The sequence below is a fragment of the Methanoculleus sp. genome, assembly GCF_030019085.1.
In the GTDB taxonomy this organism is placed as follows: Archaea; Halobacteriota; Methanomicrobia; order Methanomicrobiales; family Methanoculleaceae; genus Methanoculleus.
In genome coordinates this window covers 126720-150365 of sequence record NZ_JASEFJ010000001.1, presented here as the reverse complement: position 1 = coordinate 150365, position 23646 = coordinate 126720, and the positions used below count along the sequence as shown (strand labels likewise).

Annotated in this window: 20 protein-coding genes; 9 read left to right on the top strand and 11 right to left on the bottom strand. The window is 56.8% G+C overall.

All coding sequences use genetic code 11. From position 1 onward, the window contains the following. The first annotated feature begins 606 nt into the window (after positions 1-606). From rqcH to QMC91_RS00870, 4 genes are all read left to right on the top strand, one after another. A complete protein-coding gene (rqcH, locus tag QMC91_RS00885; protein WP_300233997.1) occupies positions 607-2505 on the top strand; it encodes a ribosome rescue protein RqcH in 1899 nt (632 codons plus the stop codon). Next, the gene (locus QMC91_RS00880; protein ID WP_300233995.1) at positions 2502-3530 is read left to right on the top strand and encodes an mRNA surveillance protein pelota; all 1029 of its coding nucleotides are present in this window, start codon (positions 2502-2504) and stop codon (positions 3528-3530) included. The genes rqcH and QMC91_RS00880 overlap by 4 nt, the downstream gene beginning before the upstream one ends. Before the next feature lie 193 nt (positions 3531-3723). Next, entirely contained in the window at positions 3724-4089 is a 366-nt protein-coding gene (locus tag QMC91_RS00875; protein ID WP_300233992.1) for a hypothetical protein, read from the top strand. A 6-nt stretch (positions 4090-4095) separates the two neighbouring features. Next, complete coding sequence (locus tag QMC91_RS00870; protein WP_300233989.1) at positions 4096-5865, top strand: ribosome biogenesis/translation initiation ATPase RLI; 1770 nt, start codon at positions 4096-4098, stop codon at positions 5863-5865. 109 nt (positions 5866-5974) lie between these two features. Here QMC91_RS00870 and QMC91_RS00865 read toward each other — a convergent pair whose 3' ends face one another. Together QMC91_RS00865 and QMC91_RS00860 are read right to left on the bottom strand one after the other, a co-directional pair. Further along, a complete protein-coding gene (locus QMC91_RS00865; RefSeq protein ID WP_300233987.1) occupies positions 5975-6955 on the bottom strand; it encodes a DNA adenine methylase in 981 nt (326 codons plus the stop codon). 1343 nt (positions 6956-8298) lie between these two features. Continuing rightward, positions 8299-9495: a DUF92 domain-containing protein gene (locus tag QMC91_RS00860; protein WP_300233985.1), complete on the bottom strand. Its 1197-nt coding sequence runs from the start codon at positions 9493-9495 to the stop codon at positions 8299-8301. A gap of 163 nt (positions 9496-9658) precedes the next feature. On the opposite strand from QMC91_RS00860, the gene QMC91_RS00855 reads away from it, so the two are divergent. After that, positions 9659-12256, top strand: coding sequence for a valine--tRNA ligase (locus tag QMC91_RS00855; protein ID WP_300233983.1), 2598 nt, complete (start codon positions 9659-9661; stop codon positions 12254-12256). Here the strand turns inward: QMC91_RS00855 and tmk are convergent. Together tmk and QMC91_RS00845 are read right to left on the bottom strand one after the other, a co-directional pair. Further along, a complete protein-coding gene (gene tmk / locus QMC91_RS00850) occupies positions 12213-12830 on the bottom strand; it encodes a dTMP kinase (protein ID WP_300234128.1) in 618 nt (205 codons plus the stop codon). The two genes, QMC91_RS00855 and tmk, sit on opposite strands and share 44 nt — an antisense overlap. Next, positions 12824-13504, bottom strand: a complete 681-nt coding sequence (locus QMC91_RS00845; protein WP_300233981.1) for a HisA/HisF-related TIM barrel protein — start codon at positions 13502-13504, stop codon at positions 12824-12826. Before QMC91_RS00845 ends, tmk begins: the two co-directional genes overlap by 7 nt. A 44-nt stretch (positions 13505-13548) precedes the next feature. Here QMC91_RS00845 and QMC91_RS00840 point away from each other — a divergent pair, with 44 nt between their 5' ends. The 4 genes from QMC91_RS00840 to QMC91_RS00825 are packed head-to-tail and all read left to right on the top strand — an operon-like array spanning position 13549 to position 16772. Beyond that, positions 13549-14238 (top strand): (5-formylfuran-3-yl)methyl phosphate synthase, encoded by a 690-nt coding sequence (locus tag QMC91_RS00840; RefSeq protein ID WP_300233978.1) that lies wholly within the window; start codon positions 13549-13551, stop codon positions 14236-14238. A gap of 3 nt (positions 14239-14241) precedes the next feature. Next, a complete protein-coding gene (gene guaB, locus QMC91_RS00835) occupies positions 14242-15708 on the top strand; it encodes an IMP dehydrogenase (RefSeq protein ID WP_300233975.1) in 1467 nt (488 codons plus the stop codon). A 37-nt stretch (positions 15709-15745) separates the two neighbouring features. After that, entirely contained in the window at positions 15746-16363 is a 618-nt protein-coding gene (locus QMC91_RS00830) for an ArsR family transcriptional regulator (RefSeq protein WP_300233974.1), read from the top strand. A gap of 13 nt (positions 16364-16376) precedes the next feature. Beyond that, the gene (locus QMC91_RS00825; RefSeq protein WP_300233972.1) at positions 16377-16772 is read left to right on the top strand and encodes a hypothetical protein; all 396 of its coding nucleotides are present in this window, start codon (positions 16377-16379) and stop codon (positions 16770-16772) included. Positions 16773-16837: 65 nt separating this feature from the next. On the opposite strand, the gene QMC91_RS00820 is transcribed toward QMC91_RS00825, so the two are convergent. From QMC91_RS00820 to QMC91_RS00790, 7 genes are all read right to left on the bottom strand, one after another. Next, positions 16838-17179, bottom strand: coding sequence for an Lrp/AsnC family transcriptional regulator (locus QMC91_RS00820; RefSeq protein WP_300233967.1), 342 nt, complete (start codon positions 17177-17179; stop codon positions 16838-16840). Between the two features lie 5 nt (positions 17180-17184). Then, positions 17185-17421 carry an LSM domain-containing protein gene (locus tag QMC91_RS00815; protein WP_300233964.1) on the bottom strand — a complete coding sequence of 79 codons (237 nt, stop codon included), beginning with the start codon at positions 17419-17421 and terminating at the stop codon, positions 17185-17187. A 112-nt stretch (positions 17422-17533) separates the two neighbouring features. Further along, positions 17534-18961, bottom strand: coding sequence for an aldehyde dehydrogenase family protein (locus tag QMC91_RS00810; RefSeq protein ID WP_300233961.1), 1428 nt, complete (start codon positions 18959-18961; stop codon positions 17534-17536). A 40-nt stretch (positions 18962-19001) separates the two neighbouring features. Then, entirely contained in the window at positions 19002-20069 is a 1068-nt protein-coding gene (locus QMC91_RS00805; protein WP_300233958.1) for an MFS transporter, read from the bottom strand. 1 nt (position 20070) lies between these two features. Continuing rightward, the gene (locus QMC91_RS00800) at positions 20071-21963 is read right to left on the bottom strand and encodes a beta-CASP ribonuclease aCPSF1 (RefSeq protein WP_300233955.1); all 1893 of its coding nucleotides are present in this window, start codon (positions 21961-21963) and stop codon (positions 20071-20073) included. 20 nt (positions 21964-21983) lie between these two features. Next, positions 21984-22628 carry an archaeal proteasome endopeptidase complex subunit beta gene (gene psmB, locus QMC91_RS00795; protein WP_300233952.1) on the bottom strand — a complete coding sequence of 215 codons (645 nt, stop codon included), beginning with the start codon at positions 22626-22628 and terminating at the stop codon, positions 21984-21986. A gap of 147 nt (positions 22629-22775) precedes the next feature. Then, positions 22776-23636: a CBS domain-containing protein gene (locus QMC91_RS00790; RefSeq protein ID WP_300233949.1), complete on the bottom strand. Its 861-nt coding sequence runs from the start codon at positions 23634-23636 to the stop codon at positions 22776-22778. Positions 23637-23646: the final 10 nt, after the last annotated feature.

Below are 23646 nucleotides of genomic sequence, written 5' to 3'. Positions count from 1 at the left end.
ACCGCTTAAGTCAGGGCTACCTACGCTTATCTGGCCTACAAGATGTGCCAGCGCCACCGCATCAGGTCTGTCGGGAGATCCGAAGCCTCAGCGAAAGGGGGTCAGGGGATCGTCAAACCACACCCCCTAGCGTTCACCCCTACATCGAACCGCTCGCGTTGAACGCCTTTCGTCGACCACTCCCTGTGAGGGACGGGGGCAGCGCGTGCCGATTGCCCCGAAGGGGATACGTGCACGGAACGGAAACGGGATTTTCCAGGAGGATTTCACCGTGAACCTGGGTAAGAGGAGATAACTCCCTGGTGACGTATAGACGGAGTATCACCCCCCCCGGCGGTGGGGGGCGGAACGCCCCATCCCATGTCTCAACATGCTCCTAAAAGTTATACACCCTGCAGAAAACCAGCACCACCAGGCAGCTTCACCAGGCTCTCCTGCATGAAACAGAAATTCTATTTCTACGGTGATTGCATATCCCCAGACGCCCCTGGAAAGGTTCATCTGACGGGGGCCTGACATAAGGCATTGGATTGACGGTCTCCACCCTGACCCGTGCATCCCGGCCGTGTCCTTATTTAGGTAGCGGGCCGTACCTATTCTGAATCAATGGCGACACAACAGGGCATGAGCGGGATCGACCTCCGGGCTCTCGTTGCAGAGGCCTCCGAACGCCTCCCACTCTGGGTCGGCAAGATCTACCAGTTTGACACAAAGACCCTGGGTATCAGGTTGAACGGGGAGGATCGGGCGAAATACCTGCTGATCGTGGAGGCCGGAAGACGAGCTCACTTCACCGCAGAGTTCCCGACACCCCCAAAACACCCTCCCGCCTTTGCGATGCTGCTTCGAAAGCACCTGGACGGCGGGAAGGTGCTTTGCATACATCAGTTCGGGCTTGAACGCGCGATATGCCTGGATATCGGGAAGAGGGACACGACCTATCACCTCATCTTTGAGTTATTTGATGAGGGGAACGTGGTCCTCTGCGATGAAACATATACCATCATCAAACCCCTCTGGCACCACAGGTTCAGGAACCGGGAGGTGGTTCCGGGCGCGGTCTATGTCACAGGGGGGCCTGACTGCTCAACCCTCTCCCCTGACGAGTTCCGGGCGATGGTTGCGGCGTCTGAGCGCGATATCGTCCGGACGCTCGCTGTAGACTGTCTCCTCGGAGGCGCATACGCCGAAGCGGTCTGCCGGATGGCGGGGGTGGATAAGAGTGCCCCTGCCGCAGAGGTTGATGCCGACACTGTCAGGGAGGCACTCGGAAGGCTCATGGTCGATGCCGAACGCCACCGCCAACCGGTGATCACAACCACGGGATGCTGGCCCATAGTGCTCCCCGGCGAAGAGGTTCTCAAGCGATTCTCGACCTTCAGCGAGGCGCTGGATAAGTTCTATCCGCCGGTAACGGGGGAGGGGAAAGAGGCTGCACCCGAAAAACCCCGTCTCTCCCGTGAAGAGGTGATCCGGCAGCGCCAGGCCGAGGCGATCAGGGGATTTGAGAAGAAGATTGAGCGCTACGAACGGGTCGTTGAAGCGATCTACGAGAACTACCAGACAGTTGCCGGGATCCTTGCAACGCTCGGTGAGGCCAGCAGAACCCGCTCCTGGCAGGAGATCGAGCAAATACTCAGGTCAAACCGCGAAAACCCGGCAGCAAAGATGGTCCGAGCGGTGCATCCCGCCGAGGCAGCGGTTGAACTCGACCTCGAGGGGGAGCGGGTTAAGGTCTACGTACACGAGACTATCGAACAGAACCTCGGCCGTTACTACGACCAGATCAAGAAGTTCAAGAAGAAGAAGGCAGGTGCTGTCGCGGCGATGGCACGGGCTGTCCCGGAGAAAACCCGGCAAAAACGGGATATCCCTCTCCAGAAGAAGCGGTGGTACCACCGGTTCCGCTGGTTCGTCACCAGCGACGGTGTCCTTGTCATCGGCGGTCGTGACGCCTCTCAGAACGAGGAACTCGTCAAGAAATACTTGGAGGGCGGCGACCTTTTTGTCCACGCCGATGTCCATGGTGGGAGCGTGGTCATCGTGAAGGGCATGACCGAACGCATGGACGAGGTGGCACAGTTCGCCGCATCCTATTCCAACGCATGGAAAGCCGGACACTTTACCACCGACGTCTATGCCGCCAGGCCCGAACAGGTGAGCAAGACTGCCGAGTCCGGGGAGTACGTGGCAAGAGGCGCTTTCGTCGTCCGGGGTGAACGTCAGTACTTCAGGAACGTCCCCCTGGCCGTGGCAATCGGTCTTCAGGTCTCACCGGAAGTAGCCGTTATCGGCGGTCCGCCCACTGCCGTCTCCGGGCGTGCAAGGGCGTGGGTTGAACTCCGGCCGGGGCAGTTTGAGCCAAACGACACAGCAAAAAAGGTTGTACGGGCGCTCAGGGAGAGACTCCCGGAGGACGAGTGGAAAGGGCTCAAGAACGCCCTGAACACCGAGGCGGTTGCTGCGTTTGTCCCGCCTGGAGGATCAGATCTCGTAGAGTCATGAAGGCCGAAGTCCGCGAGATGAAGAAACAGTTTGGCGAGATTCGTCTATTCCCTGAGACGCTCGACGACCTCTGGCACCTCTCCCACCTGATCCGGCCAGGGGATCTCGTCTTTGCGACGACCTTCCGCGGTGTGGAGACGGCAACCGATAAGATCCGCCCAGAGAAGGTTGAGAAACGGCCGGTCAGGCTCGGGATCCGTGTTGAGAGAGTGGAGTTCCACCAGCACACAAACCGCCTCAGGGTCTCCGGCATCATCGAGAGCGGAGTGGACGTATCCGCGCACCATACCCTGAATATCGAAACCGGATTTGAGATCTCTGTCATAAAACACTGGCGCGCCGTCGACTGTGAGCGGATCCGACGGGCCGTCGCCGCCTCTGAATACGGTGTTGTCCACGTCGTGAGCATCGAGGAGGGTGAGGCCCAGGTCTACCGTCTCCGTCAGTTCGGCCCTGAATGGGTTACCACCATAACACTCGGCAGCAGCAAGGGTGCCGAGACAGGCAGTACCCGATCGGCGCTCTTTGAGAAGACTCTCGAGGCGGTCTCGGCGGTCACCGGGCCTCTCGTCGTCGCGGGGCCAGGGTTCGTGAAGGACGAGTTCGTCGATTATGTAAAGACACGCGCTCCCGACCTGGCCGGGCGTATGGTCACCGTCGAGACACGCCGGGTCGGTCGGGGCGCTGTGCAGGAGGTCATCGGACAGGGGGTCATCGAGAGGTTGCTCGGCGATCTCCACCTTGGGCGTGAGGTCACGCTTATGGAGGAGGTCCTGCTCCGGATAGCCACTGGTGGTGCCGTAGCCTACGGTATAGATGAGGTTCGTAAAGCGGTCACCTACGGCGCCGCAGATACGGTATTGGTCACCGACATCCTGCTCCGTGATGAGGATATCTCAACACTTATCGAGCAGGCCGAGCAGATCAACACCACTGTAGTGGTTATGAGCACCGAGTTCGAGCCTGGAGAGCGCCTGGAGGCGATCGGTGGTGTGGCGGCGCTCCTGCGCTACAAGATCGAGTGATGCCTGGAGAACAGTCCCGGTCAGGAGGGGGCCCCTTATGTCATGGTGTTACCTACTTTTATAACCGGAGAACTCCCAGTACTGTAGTAATTTGTCAATCCAGGAGAGTGGCCGGGAAAGAAATTCTTCCCTCGCCGGGTCGCCGTCCCGGGGGGAGTCTCATCTCCAGGAATGGCGTAAGACGGGTGTCACGATGAGCGAGAAACCGATAGAAGAAGATACCGATAAGACACGGCCGCGGACTCGTGCCGAGAAACAGGTCGAACACAGGAATCGGATAAAACGGACGCTTGTAGCCTGCTTCATGGGTATCCTGGTCGGGGGACTATCATTCTACCTCTCCGGCACACCCGACCTAGCAACAGGTCTTCAGGAGAACGCCATTATCGGTATACTCCTCCTCGCAGCGGGCGTTGTATTCCAGAAATACGTCTTCATGTTCATCGGGGTCGATTACATGGAACTATCCACTAAGGACTGGTTCTACCAGAGTTTTATGACGTTTGCACTCTGGTTCATGACCTGGACGATCCTCCTTACGACCACCGTCCTTATCTGATCACCCATGCGCATTGCCGTTGTACACCGGGATAGATGTCATCCCGTTAAGTGCGGAACAGAGTGTGTACTCTACTGTCCGCGCGTCCGAACGGGGGATGAGACAGTCATCATAGGTGATGACCAGAAAGCCGTCATATCCGAGGAACTCTGTGTCGGTTGCGGTATCTGCGTGAAGAAATGCCCGTTTGATGCCATCGATATAGTCAACCTCCCCGAGCACCTCGACCAGCCAATACACCGCTACGGCAGGAACGGGTTCGTCCTCTACGGTCTCCCGATCCCGGTCGAGGGGAAGGTCACGGGCATCCTTGGACCAAACGGTATCGGGAAGAGCACATCGGTCAAGATACTCTCGGGGATGCTGGTTCCAAACCTCGGCAGGAGCGATGAAGAAGTCACCTGGGACGAAGTCCTTGACCTCTATCAGGGGACTGAACTCTTCGATTACCTCAAACTACTCTCACAGAAGAGTGTGAAGGTTGCCGTGAAGCCGCAGTACATTGACCAGATCCCGAAAGTCTTCTCAGGGTCGGTTCGTGAACTCCTGGCAACCACCGACGAACGCGGCAGATTGGGATACTATATCGAGCGGCTATCGCTCACGAATCTCCTCGACCGGCCGATCAGGACACTCTCCGGTGGCGAACTCCAGCGGGTAGCGCTTGCCGCCAGTTTCGCACGGGACGCCGATTTCTATTTCCTGGACGAGATCACACCTTATCTCGACGTCTACCAGCGGATGGCTGCCGCAAACCTTGTAAGGGAACTCGCGATGGAGCGCCCGGTTGTGATAGTCGAGCACGATCTTGCCATACTCGACATGCTCGCCGACACGGTGCATATTGCCTACGGTGAACCGGCGGTATTCGGTGTCATCACACACCCAAAGGGTGTCCGGGTGGGGATCAATCAGTACCTTGAAGGGTTCCTGCCGGAGGAGAACGTCAGGTTCCGCTCATATGCGGTTGCTTTCGATACCCGGGCGCACACCGCCGCGACCAACCGGGAGGTTCTGTTTGAGTTCCCCGCGATGACCAAACGGTTCGACCGGTTCATGCTCTCTGTAGAAGGAGGAGAGATCCGTAAGGGGGAGGTTCTGGGTGTTCTCGGGGCAAACGGTATAGGAAAGAGCACGTTCGCAGGACTCCTGGCTGGTGTGATCGAGCCCGATACCGGAACGATGGACAGGAGGGTGCGGATATCTTACAAGCCGCAGTACCTCAAGGGAGATATTGAAGCAACCGTCGAGGAGATCCTCCGGCAGACTACGACGAAGTTTGATACCTCCTACTACCAGCACGAGATCCTGGAACCTCTCTCCCTCTCCCAGATGCTCCAGGCGCCTGTGAATACTCTCTCCGGTGGCGAACTCCAGCGGGTGGCGATAGCAATCTGCCTCTCGCGCGACGCTGACCTCTACATCCTGGACGAGCCGAGCGCCCACCTGGATGTGGAGCAGCGGGTGAGGATCTCCAGAATGATCCGAAAACACGCTGAGAGCCGGGAGGCAAGCACGCTCGTGATCGACCACGACATCTACGTCATCGATATGATCAGCGACAGGATCCTGGTCTTTGAGGGCGAACCCGGGGTGCAGGGTAGGGCCGCCGGACCGTTTGATATGGCGGCGGGCATGAACCGGTTCCTCAAGGCGCTCGGGATCACGTTCCGCCGGGATAAGAGCGGGAGACCGCGGATCAACAAGCCAGGATCGTTCCTTGACCGCGAGCAGATCGCTGCCGGTGATTATTACTACGCCGAGATCTCAAAGTAGCGAGAGGGAGCGAGCGGTCAGGAGTGTACCGCGAGACCCATCTCTGATAGGGCCACTCTGAGGCATAACCAATCCTCAAACGGATCTATCGCGCGTTGCAACCACGAGATTAGGGCTCAAGGGATGGTGCAGGTTCAAAATTGAAGGTGGAGGCCAGACGATCGGTGGAAACGGGCCTGTAGTTTGTGATTATGATCTCGTTAATCACTCCCCGCCGGTCACCGTTAGAGTTGATCATACGACGGGCAGGAACACGCTCAATGCAATAACCGGCGTAAAGTTCGTCAAAGAAGTTATCCGAGGGATCCTGGTTTTTCGGGTCGGAGTTGCTGAGCATCAGCCTCGCTCCTCTGGCGTCCATGTCACTGAAAAACGCGGCAAGACGTCGCTGTTCATCGTCACCAAACCCCTCCCTTGAGTACGAGTTGAAACTCGACGACCGGTTCAGCGGGCGGTATGGCGGGTCGAAGTAGACGAAGGTGTCATCATCGATATAGGGAGCAGACGATGAGAAGTCGCCATGATGTATCACTGTGTTTTCAAGGAGTTCCGAATCGCTTCGCAGCAGTTCCTCACGCAGAATCTTTGGGTTCCTGTACCGACCAAACGGGACGTTGAAAGAACCTTCTGAGTTGACCCTGAACAGTCCGTTAAAACATGTTCTGTTGAGGAATATAAGGGCCGCTGCCCTCTGAATCCATGCTTTGCTGTAGTTGTTCAGCTGAATTGATGGTCTCTGCTCATTGTAGTCGCGGCGAACTGTGTAATAGAATTCATGTCGCTTTTTGGCGTCCAGATTAAGGTACGTGGTCTCCAAATCCCCCAGCATCTCAATCAGATCGTCAACGTCATTCCTGACAACCATGTAGGCCAGGATGAGATCTTCGTTGATATCAAAGATATGACAATCTTCAAAGGCATACTTACTGGTGACGTGGAAGTAAACGGCCCCTCCACCCACAAAAGGTTCAACGTATGTAGAAACGCGACCCTCTCTCACAGCCTGTGGAAACCGGGTCTCAAACTCGCTCAAAAGCTGACCTTTTCCACCAGCCCACTTCAAAAAAGGCCTTGGATCGCAGACTCCCATAATGTTCAACCTCCCATGGCAACGCCGAATATTGACACTGCCTGACCCATTTCTCTATAATCTTCGGCGCCAAGGAGTAAAAAAGGATACGAAAGTTGGAGGAACAACAGGTGCAAACGGCTTTTGAGGGGGTTTACAGTGACCCCGAGGAGGTGTGTAACCTTCCTGGCGCAGTATCTTGATGGAATCGTCACGTGGTGGTTGACGGGGTGGCGGAAACGTTCCCCCCTCTCTCACGCATGGTCACAGGATGGTTTTTTTCTCGCTGAACAGCCTCGCGGCCCGGTGGTGCACGGCGACGGAGACAGGGTTTCAGGATGCTTTCACTGTGAACCTGAGTGAGAAGAGATCTCACCCGGGCACGTCCCCTACTGTCCTGGCATCTCACCGGGAACGCCTTTCCGGACCGGGAGTAGAACATCCCCACAACCTGTGACCCTGATGCTCAGTAGATGGTTCCCAATGAAGATGTCTCCGTGGTCTGCTCTCCTGCTGCAGATTTCACCATTCAGCCACCTTCCGGGTCATTGTCTTCTGGTTAACGGAAGCTGTAATTGTCACCCATACCAGAAGTACACTCACAACAGCGGTATCTTTACAATTATTCAGAAACACCAGCACAATCCTCGTAAACATGCCGTTCAAACTTATTTTGCGAGACCTTATCCTCACCAACCCGGGCATTGCGGCAGATATTCTGCTCCCGGAGCACCACGGTTCAGTAACTCCACATAAAGCGAAGGTTATCTTTCTCCACCCCATGGGGGTGGGAGCAGTGCAGGGTGATTGCCAGGGAGGGCCATACCATGGGGGCAGAAACAGGATCTCTATGATGGGGTTGTGTTGAGACCAGTAGATACCTCCATGGCAGTGTGTCGACGAACAGTATTCGCTGACCATCCCCCCACCTCCAGGCCGCTATCGCGGCCTCCTCCCGCCCCCTCAAGGGGCGGGCAGTGATCGGCGATAGACCTGGATGGCCGTGGACAGGGAGCGTGAGCGAGACGATCTGGAGAGACGCCCTTCCCGGCACGGTATCCATGGATAATCGCCTCTGTCTCATGCATCTCAGGTCGAACCGCCTTCGCTGACCATCCACACCGCCCTGGAAGGCTGTGCAGGGGGTCTTCTCCAGAGTCTCCCACGTGTTTCCGGTTTTAAGTTACCAGGATCTAATATCTGGTCATGGAACAAGTGTACTTTTGCAAGGGGAGCGATCTTTGAGCCTTGAAGTGCAGATCTACGGCAAAAGAAGGCTGAAGATCCAGTTAGTTCTGGAGGGGGCTATTTTTCATCCTCTCTCCAGAATCGGGATCTAGCGGGGGAGATTCCCGGGATCGGGCTTACCAGAGCATATATAGCAGCATCCCCGCCACCCCGCCGAAGAACGTGGCGGTCAGGTTTGTGCCAGAGTTGCCGATCCTGCCGCTGTTTTCAAGCGTTGCCCCTACCAGACTGTCGACATTGGTGCCGATGAACCCCGCAATGAGCGTTACCAGGGCAAGTTTCGGGTCGGCAACGCCCATCGCCCAGGCAACAGCAGCAACGATGACCGATGCCAGGATGGCCGCAACCTCGCCGCGCAGGGTCACCCCACCGTTTGTTCCCCTGGGCACGGGTTTGAACGTAGTGATCAGGTATGGCGTCTTTCCAGTCACCCCTATCTCGCTTGCCGCGGTATCGGCAGAGGCCGAGGCGACGCTACTCATGAATAGTGCCACAAACGCCGGGTTCCCGAATATACCATAGAGTATGGCGCCGCCTGTTGCCACAAGACCGTTTGCAAATACGTTAAAGTATCCGCGCACCCCCCCGTGCTCCTGCGCGACGCCGAACCGTTCCTTATCAGCGTAGCGGTAACGGGTTGCACCTGCGCCGATTATGAAGAAGGTGAGCATGATGAGGAACCAGCGGACGTCCGCAAATACTATCAGTATGATCCCGATCATAGCTCCGGAGAAGAGGCCGCTGATATCGGCCACTCTGAGGTGGTAGGAGGTGTATCCGAATCCAAATGCAATAACTACCGCCGCGATGAGAATGCTCAGATCGACTTCATACTTGAGTTCCTCAAAGAGGAACATGGTCATCGCGACGCCGAGCGCCTCGACCATCAACGCGTCGTCCCGCCCGCCGAGAACTGCCCGGAGGAGGACCGCAGCAACCACACCCATCAGGGCAACAAGGGCCACGGTGTAATTGAGGTAGAACATCACCGCGATCGACAGAACGATTGCAGCAAGCATGTGGTAAATATAAGAGGCATGCCCACCGCCTGTGAGGCGGAACGCCACCTCACCAAAGACGACGATACCAAGCGTGCAGGTGAAGACAAACGTCGAGAGCCAGCCCAAACAGTAGAGCACGGCAAGTGCTATTATAGACAGCGATATATAGCGAGTATCCCTGATGAGCAGGAGAAGTAGCGAGAATAAAACGAGAAACAACGTGAGCAACCAGGGTGGCTGGAGCAGAGGGGCAAGGCCTATAAAGACCAGAGTGAGCACCGATGCAAGAACCAGCCCCTGCCACTTTGTCATTCATAACATGGTTGAAACTACAGGAACAAAGCCTTTAGGGTTGACACTCAAAGTCTCCCGCGCTTTTACCACCAATCCGTATGGTGACAGCACAGGGCGCGGCGGGATGAAAGTAACGTCGAACATTATATTTCCGAGAGAAGAGAGAGACTATAAGCTGAAAATGTCGCCGTCACATCAACTACCCAAAAACTACGATATCGAAGAAGTGGAGAGGCGCTGGCAGTCAATCTGGCGGGATGAAGACAATTATTTCGACACTTCATCGCCCGCACCCCGGTTTATCATCGACACCCCCCCACCATACCCAACCGGCAACTTCCATATCGGTAATGCGTTAAACTGGTGTTATATCGACTTTATCGCCCGATACAAACGCATGCGCGGCTACAATGTAATGTTCCCGCAGGGGTGGGACTGTCACGGCCTACCCACAGAGGTGAAAGTCGAAGAGACACACGGGATAACAAAAAACGACGTATCACGGGAGAAGTTCCGGGAGATGTGCCACGACCTCACCATCGGGAACATCGAGAAGATGCGGGCGACAATGCGACGTCTCGGGTTCTCTATCGACTGGAGCCACGAGTACATCACCATGCTCCCCGAGTACTACAGGAAGACCCAGGTGTCGTTCCTGCGGATGCTCAAAGCCGGCGACATCTATCAGAGCGAGCATCCGGTTAACTTCTGTACCCGCTGTGAAACGGCCATCGCGTTTGCCGAGGTAAACTACGTTCCCCGCAACACCAGACTCAACTACTTTGACTTCGATGGCATCGAGATAGCCACCACCCGACCTGAACTGCTCGCAGCCTGCGTTGCGGTGGCAGTCCACCCCGAAGACGAACGCTACACCGGGCTTCGGGGGAAGAAACTCAGCGTCCCGATCTTCGGCCACGAGGTCCCGGTGATCGAAGATCCCGCCGTCGACCCCTCGTTTGGCAGCGGGGCAGTGATGGTATGCACATTCGGCGATAAGACCGATGTCTACTGGTGGAAAGAGCATAACCTTGAACTACGTAAAGCAATCGACCGGAATGGGGTCATGACAGGGATCGCGGGGCCGTACGCAGGCATGAGCTCGGAGGCCTGCAGGGAGGCGATCCTTGCCGATATGGAGAGAACCGGGATACTGAAACGGCAGGAAGAGATCGAACAGCGCGTCGGAACATGCTGGCGCTGCAAGACCCCGATCGAGATCCTCTCGGAACGGCAGTGGTTTGTCCGGGTCCACCATGACGAGATCCTGGAAGCGGCACGGAAGATCTCCTGGATCCCGGAGCACATGTTCACGCGGATGGAGAACTGGGTCAGATCCATGGAGTGGGACTGGTGTATATCCAGACAGCGGATATTCGCGACTCCCATTCCCGTCTGGTTCTGTACCACCTGCGGCGAGATTGTTCTCCCAGCCGAAGAGGAGCTCCCGATCGACCCAACTATCGATAAACCTCGACACCCCTGTCCGAACTGCGGCGGAAACGAGTTCGTCGGCGAGAAGGACGTGCTCGATACCTGGATGGACTCATCGATATCTGTGCTCCACGTCACCGGCTGGGACGGATCCGCAGAAAAACCTCCCTTCTTCCCCGCCCAGATCCGTCCCCAGGGTCACGACATAATAAGGACATGGGCATTTTACACCATCCTCCGGGCAAAGGCTCTGGTAGGGAGCCACCCCTGGGAGCAGATCCTGATAAACGGAATGGTGCTCGGCGAAGACGGGTTCAAGATGAGCAAGAGCCGCAACAACATCATCTCCCCTGAGATCGTCATCGAGCAATACGGTGCAGACGCCTTCAGGCAGTGGGGAGCAGCGGGCGCAGCGACAGGTTCGGACATCATGTTCAACTGGAACGACGTCATCGCCGCATCCAGGTTCCAGACTAAACTATGGAACATCTTCCGGTTTGTCATGGGGCACCTCGAAAAGGGCGCCGACCCTGCTGCACCGGTGAGCGAACTCTCCGACCGCTGGTTGCTCGTCCGTCTCTCCGGGACGGTAGCGGATGTAACCGCTGCAATGGAGGGCTACCAGTTCGATCGGGCGCTCCGGGCTATACGGGAGTTCACCTGGAACACCCTTGCCGACGACTACATCGAGATCGTTAAAGGCCGTCTGTATGGGGATGATGAAAAGGGGAGAGCAAGCGCCTGCAACGCGCTCAGGACGACCATGGATGTTCTCCTCCGCCTCCTCGCCCCGATCATACCGCACTTCTCCGAAGAGTGCTACCATACACTCACCGGTAGGAGCGTGCATAAAGAGACCTGGCCGGAGTTTGAGTACACCGATGAGGATGCGCAGCGTAAGGGCGACCTTCTGGTGAAGACCGTTGCAGAACTCAGGCGGTACAAGCATGACCGCGGCATGGCCCTGAACGCCCCGCTCGGACACGTGATCGCTTACGCGCCAGAACCGCTCGAAGATGCCGGTGATGCCGGCCGGGCGCTCGTCGCCAATCTGGAGTGGGTGACCGGCACGCCGCAACTAGAGGAGGTCGTGACAGGAGTCGAGTTCAACATGGCAGTCATCGGGCCGACCCTCCGTGGTCGCGCCCGGGGGTTCATGGAGGCCGTTAAAACTCTTCCACCGGAGGTTCTTAAAAACCCGCCTGCAGCCATTATGGTCGATGGCGAGGAGGTTGCAGTGCCCCCCGATGCCTTCACTCCGAAGGTCACCTACCGGGTGGCGGGAGAGGATGTGGACGTCCTCACGCTCGGGGATCTCGTCGTGACGATCGGGCAAAAGCCCTGATCTCGTCTGCGACGAACCTGGCAACCGCCTCTTCCTCGAGCAGCGCGTCGACGATGACAAACCGCGCAGGATCGGATGCGGCGATCTCCAGGTAGTTCTCCTGCACACGTGCAAGGATCCCGGCGTTCTCAAAGTATTCTCTCTTCTTTTCTGGATCGAGCCTCGATATAGCATCTTCAACCGGGAGAACCAGCAGGAACGTCCGGTCTGGCCGGATCGACCATCCATCGTGGATCCGGAGCAGCCACTCCCGCGGATCGGGCAGCACGCCTTCCAGGACGACAGGCTGGTATGCAAACCTTGAGTCGGCGTAACGATCGGAGATGACAGTCCGCCCCGCACGGAGCGCGGGCCGGATCACGGTGTCGATGTGCGCGGCATGGTCAGCGCAGAAGAGCAGCGCCTCGGTGATCGGGTCGAGCCGCTCGGCGACCGCCCGTCGCACCGCATCGCCGACCCAGGTTGCACCGGGCTCGCGGGTGAAGAGGGGGTCAAGGTCAACAAGGAGATCGTGGAGACGTGCAAGAAGTGTGGTCTTCCCGCTGCCATCGATCCCCTCGATGGTGATCAGCAGGGCTGCCCCCTCCGAAGCCACTCAAGCGGCAAGGTGCCGCGATGGACGGCGGTCGCGACGATCGCACCGTCAAACCCGATATCGGTGAGGAGTTGGATGTCATCGACCCCTGCTACTCCCCCGCCATACAGGAGGCGGTCGGGGTAGCATGCCCTCATCTCTTCCAGGTCTGGTCGGTTGAGGCCCTTCTCCGTCCCCACAGCACCGATATTCAGGATGATGCAGCCCTCGAAAGCGAACTCCGATGCAAAACGTAACATCTCCACCGGAGTTATCCCCCAGGGGAGCACCCGACCACCCCTGATATCGATGCTGAGATAGCCACCCGGGTAGGCCGCAAGGTCATCGATACTCGCTGCCGCCGTCTCGGTACCGACGACCGGCGTCACACCCTCGACCGCTGAGGAGTCCGCAGGCGACCGGCAACCCCTGTCCAGATAACACCGCTCAACCATTGCAGCACAGCGCCTGACAAGGTCGTCCTGTGGTCTCCCGCCCTGGATACTGTCCAGGTCTGCGATGTAGAGGTACCGGGGCAAAAGGGTGGATATGTAGGCCTCAGGTTCGGCCGATGGCGCCAGCCCCCATGTCAGCGGCCGGTAGGTCGAACGGTTCCCTGCTTTACCATGCACCACAACTCCGCCGGCAAGATCTACTGCAAGAATCAGTTCCATGTCCTCAACGTAATCACTATTAGGGTGAAGGATCATTAATTTCTATGCAATTACTCGTCAGCCCAAGCAGTATCGAAGAGGCAAAAGCCTCGCTTTCCGCTGACATCATTGACGTGAAAAGACCTGCTGAAGGCTCTCTGGGCGCTAATTTTCCATGGATCATCCATGAGATCAAGGAGATCGCCGGCGGTAAACCTGTCAGTGCTGCAATCGGGGACAATGAGTATAAACCTGGAACCGCAGCCCTTTCTGCATTCGGTGCCGCCCACGCCGGCGCCGATTATGTCAAGGTCGGCCTGATGTTCGACGGCGTTGAACGTGCCCGTGAGGTCATCAAGGCGGTAACCACCGCGGTGAAACGAGAGTTTCCCGAGAGATACGTTGTAATCGCGGCTTACGCTGATTTTAATAGGCTTGGCACGATCTCGCCACTCGCCATCAGTCCGCTGGTTGCGGATGCCGGGGCTGACGTGGCAATGATCGACACAGGAGTTAAAGATGGTAAGGGCCTATTTACGTTCATGGATGAGGAGACACTTACCCTCTTTGTAGAACATAACCGTGAACTCGGGTTGCAGACCGCCCTTGCCGGTTCGTTGAGATTTGAAGACCTGGATGCCCTGAAACGGATCAACCCGGATATCATAGGTGTCCGGGGAATGGTCTGTGGTGGGGACCGGTCGAGCACAATCAGGGCGGAACTGGTTGAGAGAGCAAAGATGATGATTGGGTGATTTATGTACATCGAGAAACTGAAGATGGAAACAACCTTTACATTCGATGACGTGTTGCTCGAACCCGCAGAGTCGTGGGTCGAGCCCGACGAGGCCGATGTCAGGTCGCGGTTCTCGCGGAATATTCCCCTCAATATACCTCTCGTGAGCGCTGCCATGGATACGGTTACCGAGTCTGCGATGGCTATCGCCATCGCCCGGGAAGGAGGTATCGGAGTCATTCACCGGAACATGACCCCCGAGAGCGAGGTTGCTGAGGTCAGAATAGTCAAACAGGCAGAGGACCTTATCGAGCGCGAGGTGGTGGCGGTCAGTCCCGAAGCCACAGTCACCGAGGTGGAGCGGATCATGCGCCAGTACGGTGTCGGCGGCGTCCCCGTCATCGAGAACGATAAAGTGATCGGTATCGTCAGTCGAAGGGACATAAGGGCGATCCTCCCTAAATACGGCGATGCGAAGATCCGCGACTACATGACAAGGAAGTTGATCACCGCAACAGAGGACATCACGGCGGATAACGCCCTTGAGACGATGTACGCAAACAAGGTCGAGCGTCTCCCGGTCGTTGATGGGGATGGGTGTCTGGTCGGGATCATAACTATGCGAGACATCCTGGAGAAGAGGCAGTACCCCCGTGCAACCCGCGATTCGAGCGGTAAACTCTGTGTCGCCGCCGCCGTAGGGCCATTTGATTTCAATCGAGCTGTGATGCTGGCCGATGCGGGTGCCGACACACTGGTGGTGGACTGTGCCCATGGCCACAACATGAACGTCGTCAGGGCGGTCGGCGAGATCAAGGGGAGTGTCACCGTGGATGTGGTTGCCGGGAACATCGCAACAAAACAGGCGGCCCTGGCCCTTCTGGATAGTGTCGATGGACTGAAGGTAGGCATCGGACCTGGCTCAATCTGCACGACCAGGATCGTCGCTGGTGTGGGAGTCCCGCAGATCTCGGCGATAGCAAACGTTGCAGAGGTGGCGGGCGAGGCCGATGTGCCGGTCATCGCCGATGGTGGCATCCGATACTCTGGAGATATAGCAAAGGCAATCGCGGCGGGTGCTGACTGTATCATGGCTGGCAGCCTCTTTGCCGGAACGGACGAGGCGCCTGGAAGGGTTACAACGATCAAGGGCCGACGCTACAAACAGTACCGCGGGATGGGATCCCTCGGTGTCATGAGCAGCGGCGAGTCCAGCGACCGTTACTTCCAGAAAAAGGAGTTTGGAAGGACCAAATTTGTTCCGGAGGGCGTAGAGGGCGTCACCCCTTACGTCGGCCGGGTCTCTGATGTCATCTACCAGCTTGTTGGCGGTCTGAAGTCGGGGATGGGCTACACGGGTTCGAAGACGATAGCAGATCTGAAGAGGAACGGTAAATTCATCAGGATAACCCCTGCGGGATATGGCGAAAGCCATCCCCATAACATCATGATCACAGATGAGGCGCCTAACTACCGTCTCTTTGAATGATAAATTTTTATATTGTGATTACTAACATTAAGTTAGTATGCTTGAGAGGGGCGAGGTTTCCAGACTCCTGGATATCCTGGGAAACCGGAATAGACGACGAATAATTGAGTTGTTAAGACAAAAGCCGTGTTTCGTGACAGAGATCTCCGAGCGCCTGCTGCTTAGCCCGAAAGCGGTAATTGAGCATCTGCAATTGATGGAGCGAGAGCAGATCCTTGGATCATACCAGGATGAACGGAGGCGAAAGTATTACTACCTCTCGCATGACATCAATCTCATCATAAACCTGCAGAAGCAGGATGAGGTTATCCTCTCCACCGTTGAGGAGAACCAGCAGGCACGGATCGCAAGAGATCTCATGTTGTTCAGGAGGATGGTCAGGGCCCATGACGAACTCCTGGAAAACCTCGAACAACTGGAGCGTGACATCGAGTCACGGTTCACCGAGTTCATGCGCGAGGGGATCTTCACAAACGAGGGGGAGGCGAGGATCATCCTCGCCCTCGCGCATGCCGATCTGAATCTCGGGGAACTCAGGGAAGCTTGTGGCCTGCCCACGGATGAGCTGAAACAAAGACTGGGCAACCTCTTGCAGATGGGGATTGTCGAGAAGACTAACGACCGATACCGGATAAGTGTTACACATGGCGGATAACCCTTACGACGAGATGTTTCGAAAGATAGAGCGACTGATGGAGCGGATCCTGAGCGATCTACCCGATTACGACCCGAAGATTATCGGGTTCACCATCATCAGTGGGCCGACCGGAGAGGGTATTTATCCCTATTTTTCCGACGACAACTATGATGACCCCGAGGTTGAGGTTATCGAGGGAGATGACTGCATCTACATAACAACGGTTGCAAACGCCCTGGCGGACGGTGCACCCTACGTCACGTTCCATAAAAAATCTGTGACCCTCTGCACCGGGGGTGCGAAGGAGATGATAGTAGACCTCAATTGGGAGATAGATCTGGTGCACAGTTCCTATAACGTGCAGCACGGTGTGATCGATGTTGTCTGCCGGAAGAAGAACATACCAGGAGAGACCTCCCTGTCCTGAACCGATTTTACGGGGGGGCAAATCCCCCAGGACCACTTTTCACTATGACGCTTTTCGAAGAGCGATCACTCCTTATACTCTTCAAGGGCGAGCTGGTATATCCAGTCTAAAAGAAGGGTGCACCCTGCCGGGTCGCACTCCCGGTCACAACCGATGCACGGGAGAACCTCCCCACCGGCAAGGATGAGACCGGGATCGACGGCACGTTTCTTCGCCCTCAGAAGATATGTCTTGATCCCGTCACTACGAAACTCGATCCGTTCGATCAAACCAGCATCCAGCAACCGCTTTACAATCCGGGAGCACTTTCTGCTGTCAATATCAAGGAGTTTCCAGAGATCGCTCTGGAGAACCCCTTCGCGGTGGGACTGGATGACGCCGAGTGCTTCTTCCTCCAGGTCGGACATGGTAATCAGAGCAGGGGCGCAATGGTCAGTATATTGTTGCCGCGTATGACAACCGTACCCAGGGCGCGACCCCGCTGATCTCCGGTGTACTCTGTCGTCTCATCCATGTGCAGGTTCAGGTGCTCGTCGACCGCCACAAGCCTTCCCTTGAGTTTCCTGCCGTCATCCTTTATCTCGACGACGATTTTAGAGTCCACAAGCGAAAAAACCTTCTTTACGGGGAGTACAATGCCATTAACCATCTGCTCTTATATGGTTATCTGCTAACATTAAGTTTTCCTTCAGTCCCGCCAATCTGAGACCTCAAAACTGTCCGTCTTTGTCGCACGTGGGGATGCCAGGGTTTGAAAGGTGCTACAGTCGCACCAGCACGGCCTTTCCCTCGGTGTAGTCCTCGAGTGCCCTGCTGCCGTTCTCCCGTCCGATGCCACTTGCCTTCGTCCCGCCAAACGGAACCTCTGGTGGAATCCTGAGGTGCTGGTTGACCCAGACTATTCCAGCATCGAGTTCCTCCGTTGCCCTGACGATCGCCTCAGGGTTCCGCGTCCATATCGACGCACCGAGACCGTAACGGCTGCTGTTTGCGTCTTCAATCGCCTCATCCAGGTCATGAACGGTGGCGATAGGCAGCACCGGGCCGAAGACCTCTTCGGTGAAGAGGACGGAGTCGCGTGGAAGACCGGTGACAAGTGTCGGCAGGTAGAAGTTGCCGTGCCTCAATGCCTCAGCCTCAGGCGACCGACCGCCTGTGATAATTTCGCCCCCGCCTTCCCTGGCGGCATTCACCAGACCGGTGATCCTCTCAAGACCCTGGCGGTTGTTCAGCGGGCCCATATCGACACCCCGATCGATGCCGTTTCCGAGAGCGATCTTCTCGACCCGGGCCTTCAGTCGGCGGATAAACTCATCCGCGATTGACTCAAAGATGTAGAGCCTCTTTACCGCGGTGCAGACCTGGCCACAGTTGTAGAACCGTCCCCTGATGACGCCCTCGACGGTTGCAGGGATATCGGCATCATCGCAGACGATCATCGGGTCGCTCCCCCCGAGTTCCAGCGTGAGATATTTCATTGCAGGGGCGGCATCCATCGCGACCTGCCGCCCGGTCTCAACAGCGCCGGTGAACGAGACCTTCCGGATTGCCGGATTTCTTGCGATCTCCCGGCCGACCGTCTCCCCGGAACCCGTGACGACGTTCAAAACCCCGGGCGGGAGACCGGCCTCCTCCAGGATCTTCGCGAGTCGCATGCAGGTCAGCGGCGCAGTGCTGGCGGGTTTTACGACCATTGTGTTTCCTGCCGTCAGCGCAGCACCGATCTTCCAGCCCATGATGATCGCCGGCATGTTCCAGGGGATGATCGCGCCGCAGATGCCGAGCGGCCTTCTGATGACGGTTGTGCGACCGTATCCCCTGAGGTCCATGAACTCTCCCTGGAGATCTGCCGAGAGTGCGTTGTAGTATTCCAGGATGTTGGCAAACCCGTTGATCTCGTCAACCGCCTCACGGATGGGTTTTCCCTGTTCGGCGGTCAGGAGAGCCCCGAGTTCGGTATTCTTTCTACGAACCTCCTCCGCTGCCAGGAATAGGATCTTTGCCCTGACCCTGGGTTCCTTTGCGGCCCAGTCTGAAAACACCTCTCCGGCCGCCTCCACCGCGGCCCTGACATCGTCCTCCACGCCAAGCGGTGCCTGGTCAACGACCTCTCCCGTGGCAGGGTTATGCACCGGAAAGACCTTCCCGGAGGCCGAGTCGCACCACTCGCCGTTGATCAACATCTTCATACCTGATCCTATCGACGGTGACTGTAATATGCGCTCCGCGTCAGCCACGGTATTCACAACGACACCTGCCGATGGGGATAGCCACTGCCGCCACTATTACTGCCAGAAGGAGGAACGTCGTTAAAAACCCGAACCATACAGCGAATCCCCCTGCAAGGGCAGAGAGGAGGGTGAACCCTGCGTAGGAGGCGGTGTTGAAGAGCCCGGTCATCACTCCCTGCTGGATTCCGGTCTCCGCCAGGAACGCAAGAACCGCGACAATGGTCACGCCGGAGAGAGCACCGATGATCGGAAAGACATAGGGCGTGACGTATGCCGCAGCGACCGCCGGTGCCATCAATAGCGCGGATGCCCGGATGGCCGTGACCGGCCGGAATTTGAAGCGTGGTGTAACCAGAACGGCAACGACGGTTGCAATGTTGATGGTCGCAAGCTGCAGGGCAAGCACGGTTGAGTCGTTCCCGGTGTAGCCAGGATATATAGCAGCCACCGCCCCGGTCAACCCCACCAGAACAAGCACCGCGATAAAAAGCCAGAAGTAGTTCCGCACGATCCCTGTGACATCCGCCCTCACGAAACCCGCACGTTCACCCTCCCTGACCGTGACGCTCATCGCGGTTACTGGGACGGCAAGCGCTGTAAAGACCGCAATCCCGGCAAGATGGTTCCCAAATGCCGAATCAAGCCAACCAGCTGCAAGTAGCCCGACTACCAGGCCCAGGTTCAGGGCCGCCATAACGTAACCGCTCTCGCGGGCGGCTGAGGGCCGCGAGTTTGTCCATGCAAGTGTCGCCGATATGAAGATTCCGCCGCCGATCCCCTCGATAACCCGGAAGATGATGAGCGGCAGGCCGGAGGGAGAGAGCAGGATCAGGATGCCGCTCGCAAGCGTCAGAAAGAGTCCGGCACGGATGAGCGGCACGCTCCCTATACGGTCACTTGCATAACCAGCCGGGAGCACAGAGATAAAAGCGCCAAGAAAGTAGGCAGAGTAGACCGCACCCTGAAGTGCCGCCCCCACAGCAAAATCGGGAAGAACCGGGACGACGGCGTTTGAAAGCGCCATCACCACAAATATCCCGAGCAGAAGGGTGGGTCGCTGCAACATCCTAGATCATGCGGTAAGTCTCGAGGTTCAATGGAGAATGAGTCTCAATGTGGTAACGTTTGTAGATAGAACTTGCAAGATCGAGGGTCTTGTTCTCATCACCGTGGATGGTGAAGATCTTCTCCGGCCGCGGTTGGAGGTGGGCGATGTAGTTCATCAGCTGTTTGCGATCAGAGTGGCCAGAGAACCCGTCGACTGTGACTATCTCAAGGTTTATCAGTATCGTATCGCGCCAGCCGAGCGGGATCTCGCGCCATCCCTTCTGGATTCTCCGCCCGAGCGTTCCTTCCGCCTGATAACCCACAAATATTAGCGAGTTGCGCTCATCAGGGCCAAGCGCCTTGAGGTACTCCATCACCGGCCCGCCGTTCAACATGCCGCTCGTTGTGATGATGACACATGGATCGCCGGTGATCACCCGCTCTCGTAGATCGGGGGAGTCCACCTGGACAAAGGCCTCAGAAAGGAAGGGGTTCAGCCCCTCCCGGAAGATCTGGTTCCGAAGATCGCTGTTGAGATACTCCGGGTACGTCGTGTGGATAGCCGTCGCCTCCTTGATCATACCGTCAAGATAGATCTTCATCGGCGGGAGTTTCTGCCGCCTGATCCCCTCCTCCAGGGCAAGCATGACCTCCTGAGACCGCCCGACGGCGAACGCAGGGACGATCACCTTACCGCCGCGCCCTATAGTCTCGGAGACCGTCTCATAGAGTTTCTCTTCTGCCTCCTTCCTCTGGGGCTGGATATCGTTCGACCCACCATAGGTGCTCTCCATGAATAACGTCTCAAGACGCGGGAATGAAGAGACGGCTGGAGAGAAGAGCCTGGTCTTCTGGTAGTTGAAGTCACCGGTGAACGCGATGTTGTAGAGTCCGTCACCGACATGGAAGTGCGCGATCGCCGAACCAAGGATATGCCCGGCGTTGTGGAAGGTGAGTTTTATGTCGGGGGCAATATCGGTAACACTGCCGTAGTTGAGGGTTATGGAGTGTTTTATGTAGGCCTTCACCTCGTTTGAAGAGTAAGGGGCCCTGTCCGTCTCCTTCCTTACAACGTCAATGTAATCGAGTTGAAGCATCGCCGCCAGGTCCCTTGTCGGCGGGGTCGAGTAGACCGGTCCATCGTAGCCATACTTGTAGAGGAGGGGCACAAGCGCACAGTGGTCAAGGTGGGCATGCGTGACCACCACAGCATCGAGCGTATCAAGTGGATATATCTCGGGCACGTAAAGGTAGGGTGTCCCGTTTGAAGTGCTGCCAGGCTTCTCCCCGCAGTCAATCAGGACCTTGCTCTCCGGCGTCGAGATCACGAACGCGGCGCGACCGACCTCACGGCAGCACCCGAGGGTGGTAACCCGCAGCCACTGATCCTTGCTCGTGACCTCCCGGTGAATGCGGCGCCCGATCTTACGGAGGAACACTTTCCGCTCATCTTTAACCGAGCGGAGATAGGCACGGATCTGCTTGACCGTCGAACTCTCAATGGGCGGTGTCCGGACAACTTTGGGTGTCCAGCCGATCTGTTTTGTGATCTCCCGGAGGGTTGCCCCGTTCTTCCCGATGACAACACCCGGCTTCTCAGCCTCGATCAGCACCTCACCGGTCTCCGGGTCAAAGAAGAGATCGGTGATCCCTGCGTTCTCCGGGACAACCGCCCGGATCTCCTGCGCGGCCCGCTCAGGGTCTTCAAGGATATTCGGGCGCACAACGATACGTTTCCTGAGATCACGTGCCAGTATCTTTATCAGGTCCGCCTGATCGGCGAACTGCTTCGGATCATCGGTATATATGACGAGCTCTGGACCCTCGAACTCGACGTCAGAGACCGTAATACCACCAGGAACAATCTTGTTAATCTGCTCCTTGAGCTCCTGGAGTTTGTCTTCAATAACCATTAAGACCGTCCTGAAAAATGTCAGGCTGCTGTGCGGGCCACAGAGGGTTCATGCAGCCCGCTCAGGATGTGTTCTTCGTATTTTTCCTTTGTGATCACAACCACCATGATACCCTCGCCAGATGCAGAGTCACGGCGCATCGCCGAACGAATGGCGCGAACGGCCAGGTCTTTTGCCTCATCCTCTTTCATGTCCGAACGATACTGGTCTTCGAGCACACCGTAGGCGAAGGGAGACCCCGAACCGGTGGCAACGATCTCTTCCTCCCTGGTTGCGCCGCCAAGCGCGTCGACAGAGTAGATGCTCGGCCCCTCGTCATCGAACCCACCCATCAGGAGCTGGACGTAGTATGGGTAGTAGCGATTCTGGTTTAAGTAGTTTGAGAGCAGCGTCGAGGCCGCACCAACAGACATGGTCTTTCCGCGGCGCATCTCAAAGAGGTTGCACTCAACCTGCATTATCCGGACGAGTTGCTGCGCATCGCCGACACCTCCTGCGGTGGTCAAACCTATTCTTGGCGTGATCTGATAGATCTTTTTGGCTCGCTTGCTTGCGATCATGTTCCCCATCGTCGCCCGCATCTCGGTTGCAAGTACCACGCCACGGTCGAAGATCAATCCTACGGTTGTTGTACCTTTCATAATCTCGTGGGAAATATCAGGCATTTAAACACCCCTTAAAACCATTAAAACGCTTTATCTCGCTTAAAAGCGGTTAAGCGTATAGAGATAGATTGTACCATAAACTTATCGTCGCACCGTAAACCCGATGCGACAGAGATAGGCATCCATAAGGTATATGGACGTTATATTTTAACTCTTTCGCAGGTCCTGCCGCTCCGGCAGCAGGACCCTGATCAACTCACGGTCAAATAGCATCCCGACAAGCCGCCTGTTCCCGTTGATCACCGGGAGCTGGTCAACCCTTGCCCGCCTCATCTTGAGGGCGCATTCGCTGACCTCGGCGTTGAGGGGGACGGCAAGAACGTTACTGACCATCGCCTTCTTCACTGGAATCGGGAGTAACTGGATCCTGGAGATCCCGTAACTGATGGTGTGCAGGTCCCGGATGCTCTCCCATGTCCATTCGTCGTCGTCTGTGCCGTTTGAGAAGTCGCTTACCTCTATACCGTCCTCGATGCGTGAATGCCGAATCAGGTCGCGCTCTGATATGATTCCGCTGAGTGTGCCGTCCTCCTTCAAGATGGGTATGGCGTCGTAGCCCGAGATCTCCATGATCCTCCCGACAAGCGTGAGGGGGGTCTCTTCCCAGAGTGCATACGTCCTGCTGACGAAGTTGTCCTTGATGGGGATGGTTATACGCATCTGTGCTATGGCATTGATAAGGTCAGCGACGCTGAGGATCCCGACAAGCGCCCCATCCTCCATGACCGGGAGCCTCCTTATGTTGTGCCGTACAAGCAACTGTGCCGCCTCTGAGATGGGAGCATCCGGTCGGATAACAACCGGATCCGGCGTCATCAGGAGGCCAAGTTGGGTCTCTTCCGCTTTACGGAGGAGATCTTTGCGAGTAATAATACCGACGAGTTCACCCTCTTTCAGGACCGGGACACCACTGATGCCTGTGCGTTTTAATATGCGCAGGACATCATCCCGGTTACCGGGGATTTCGACGCAGACAACGTCGGTCACCATGAAGTCCCGGACAAGCATCTGCTCGGGC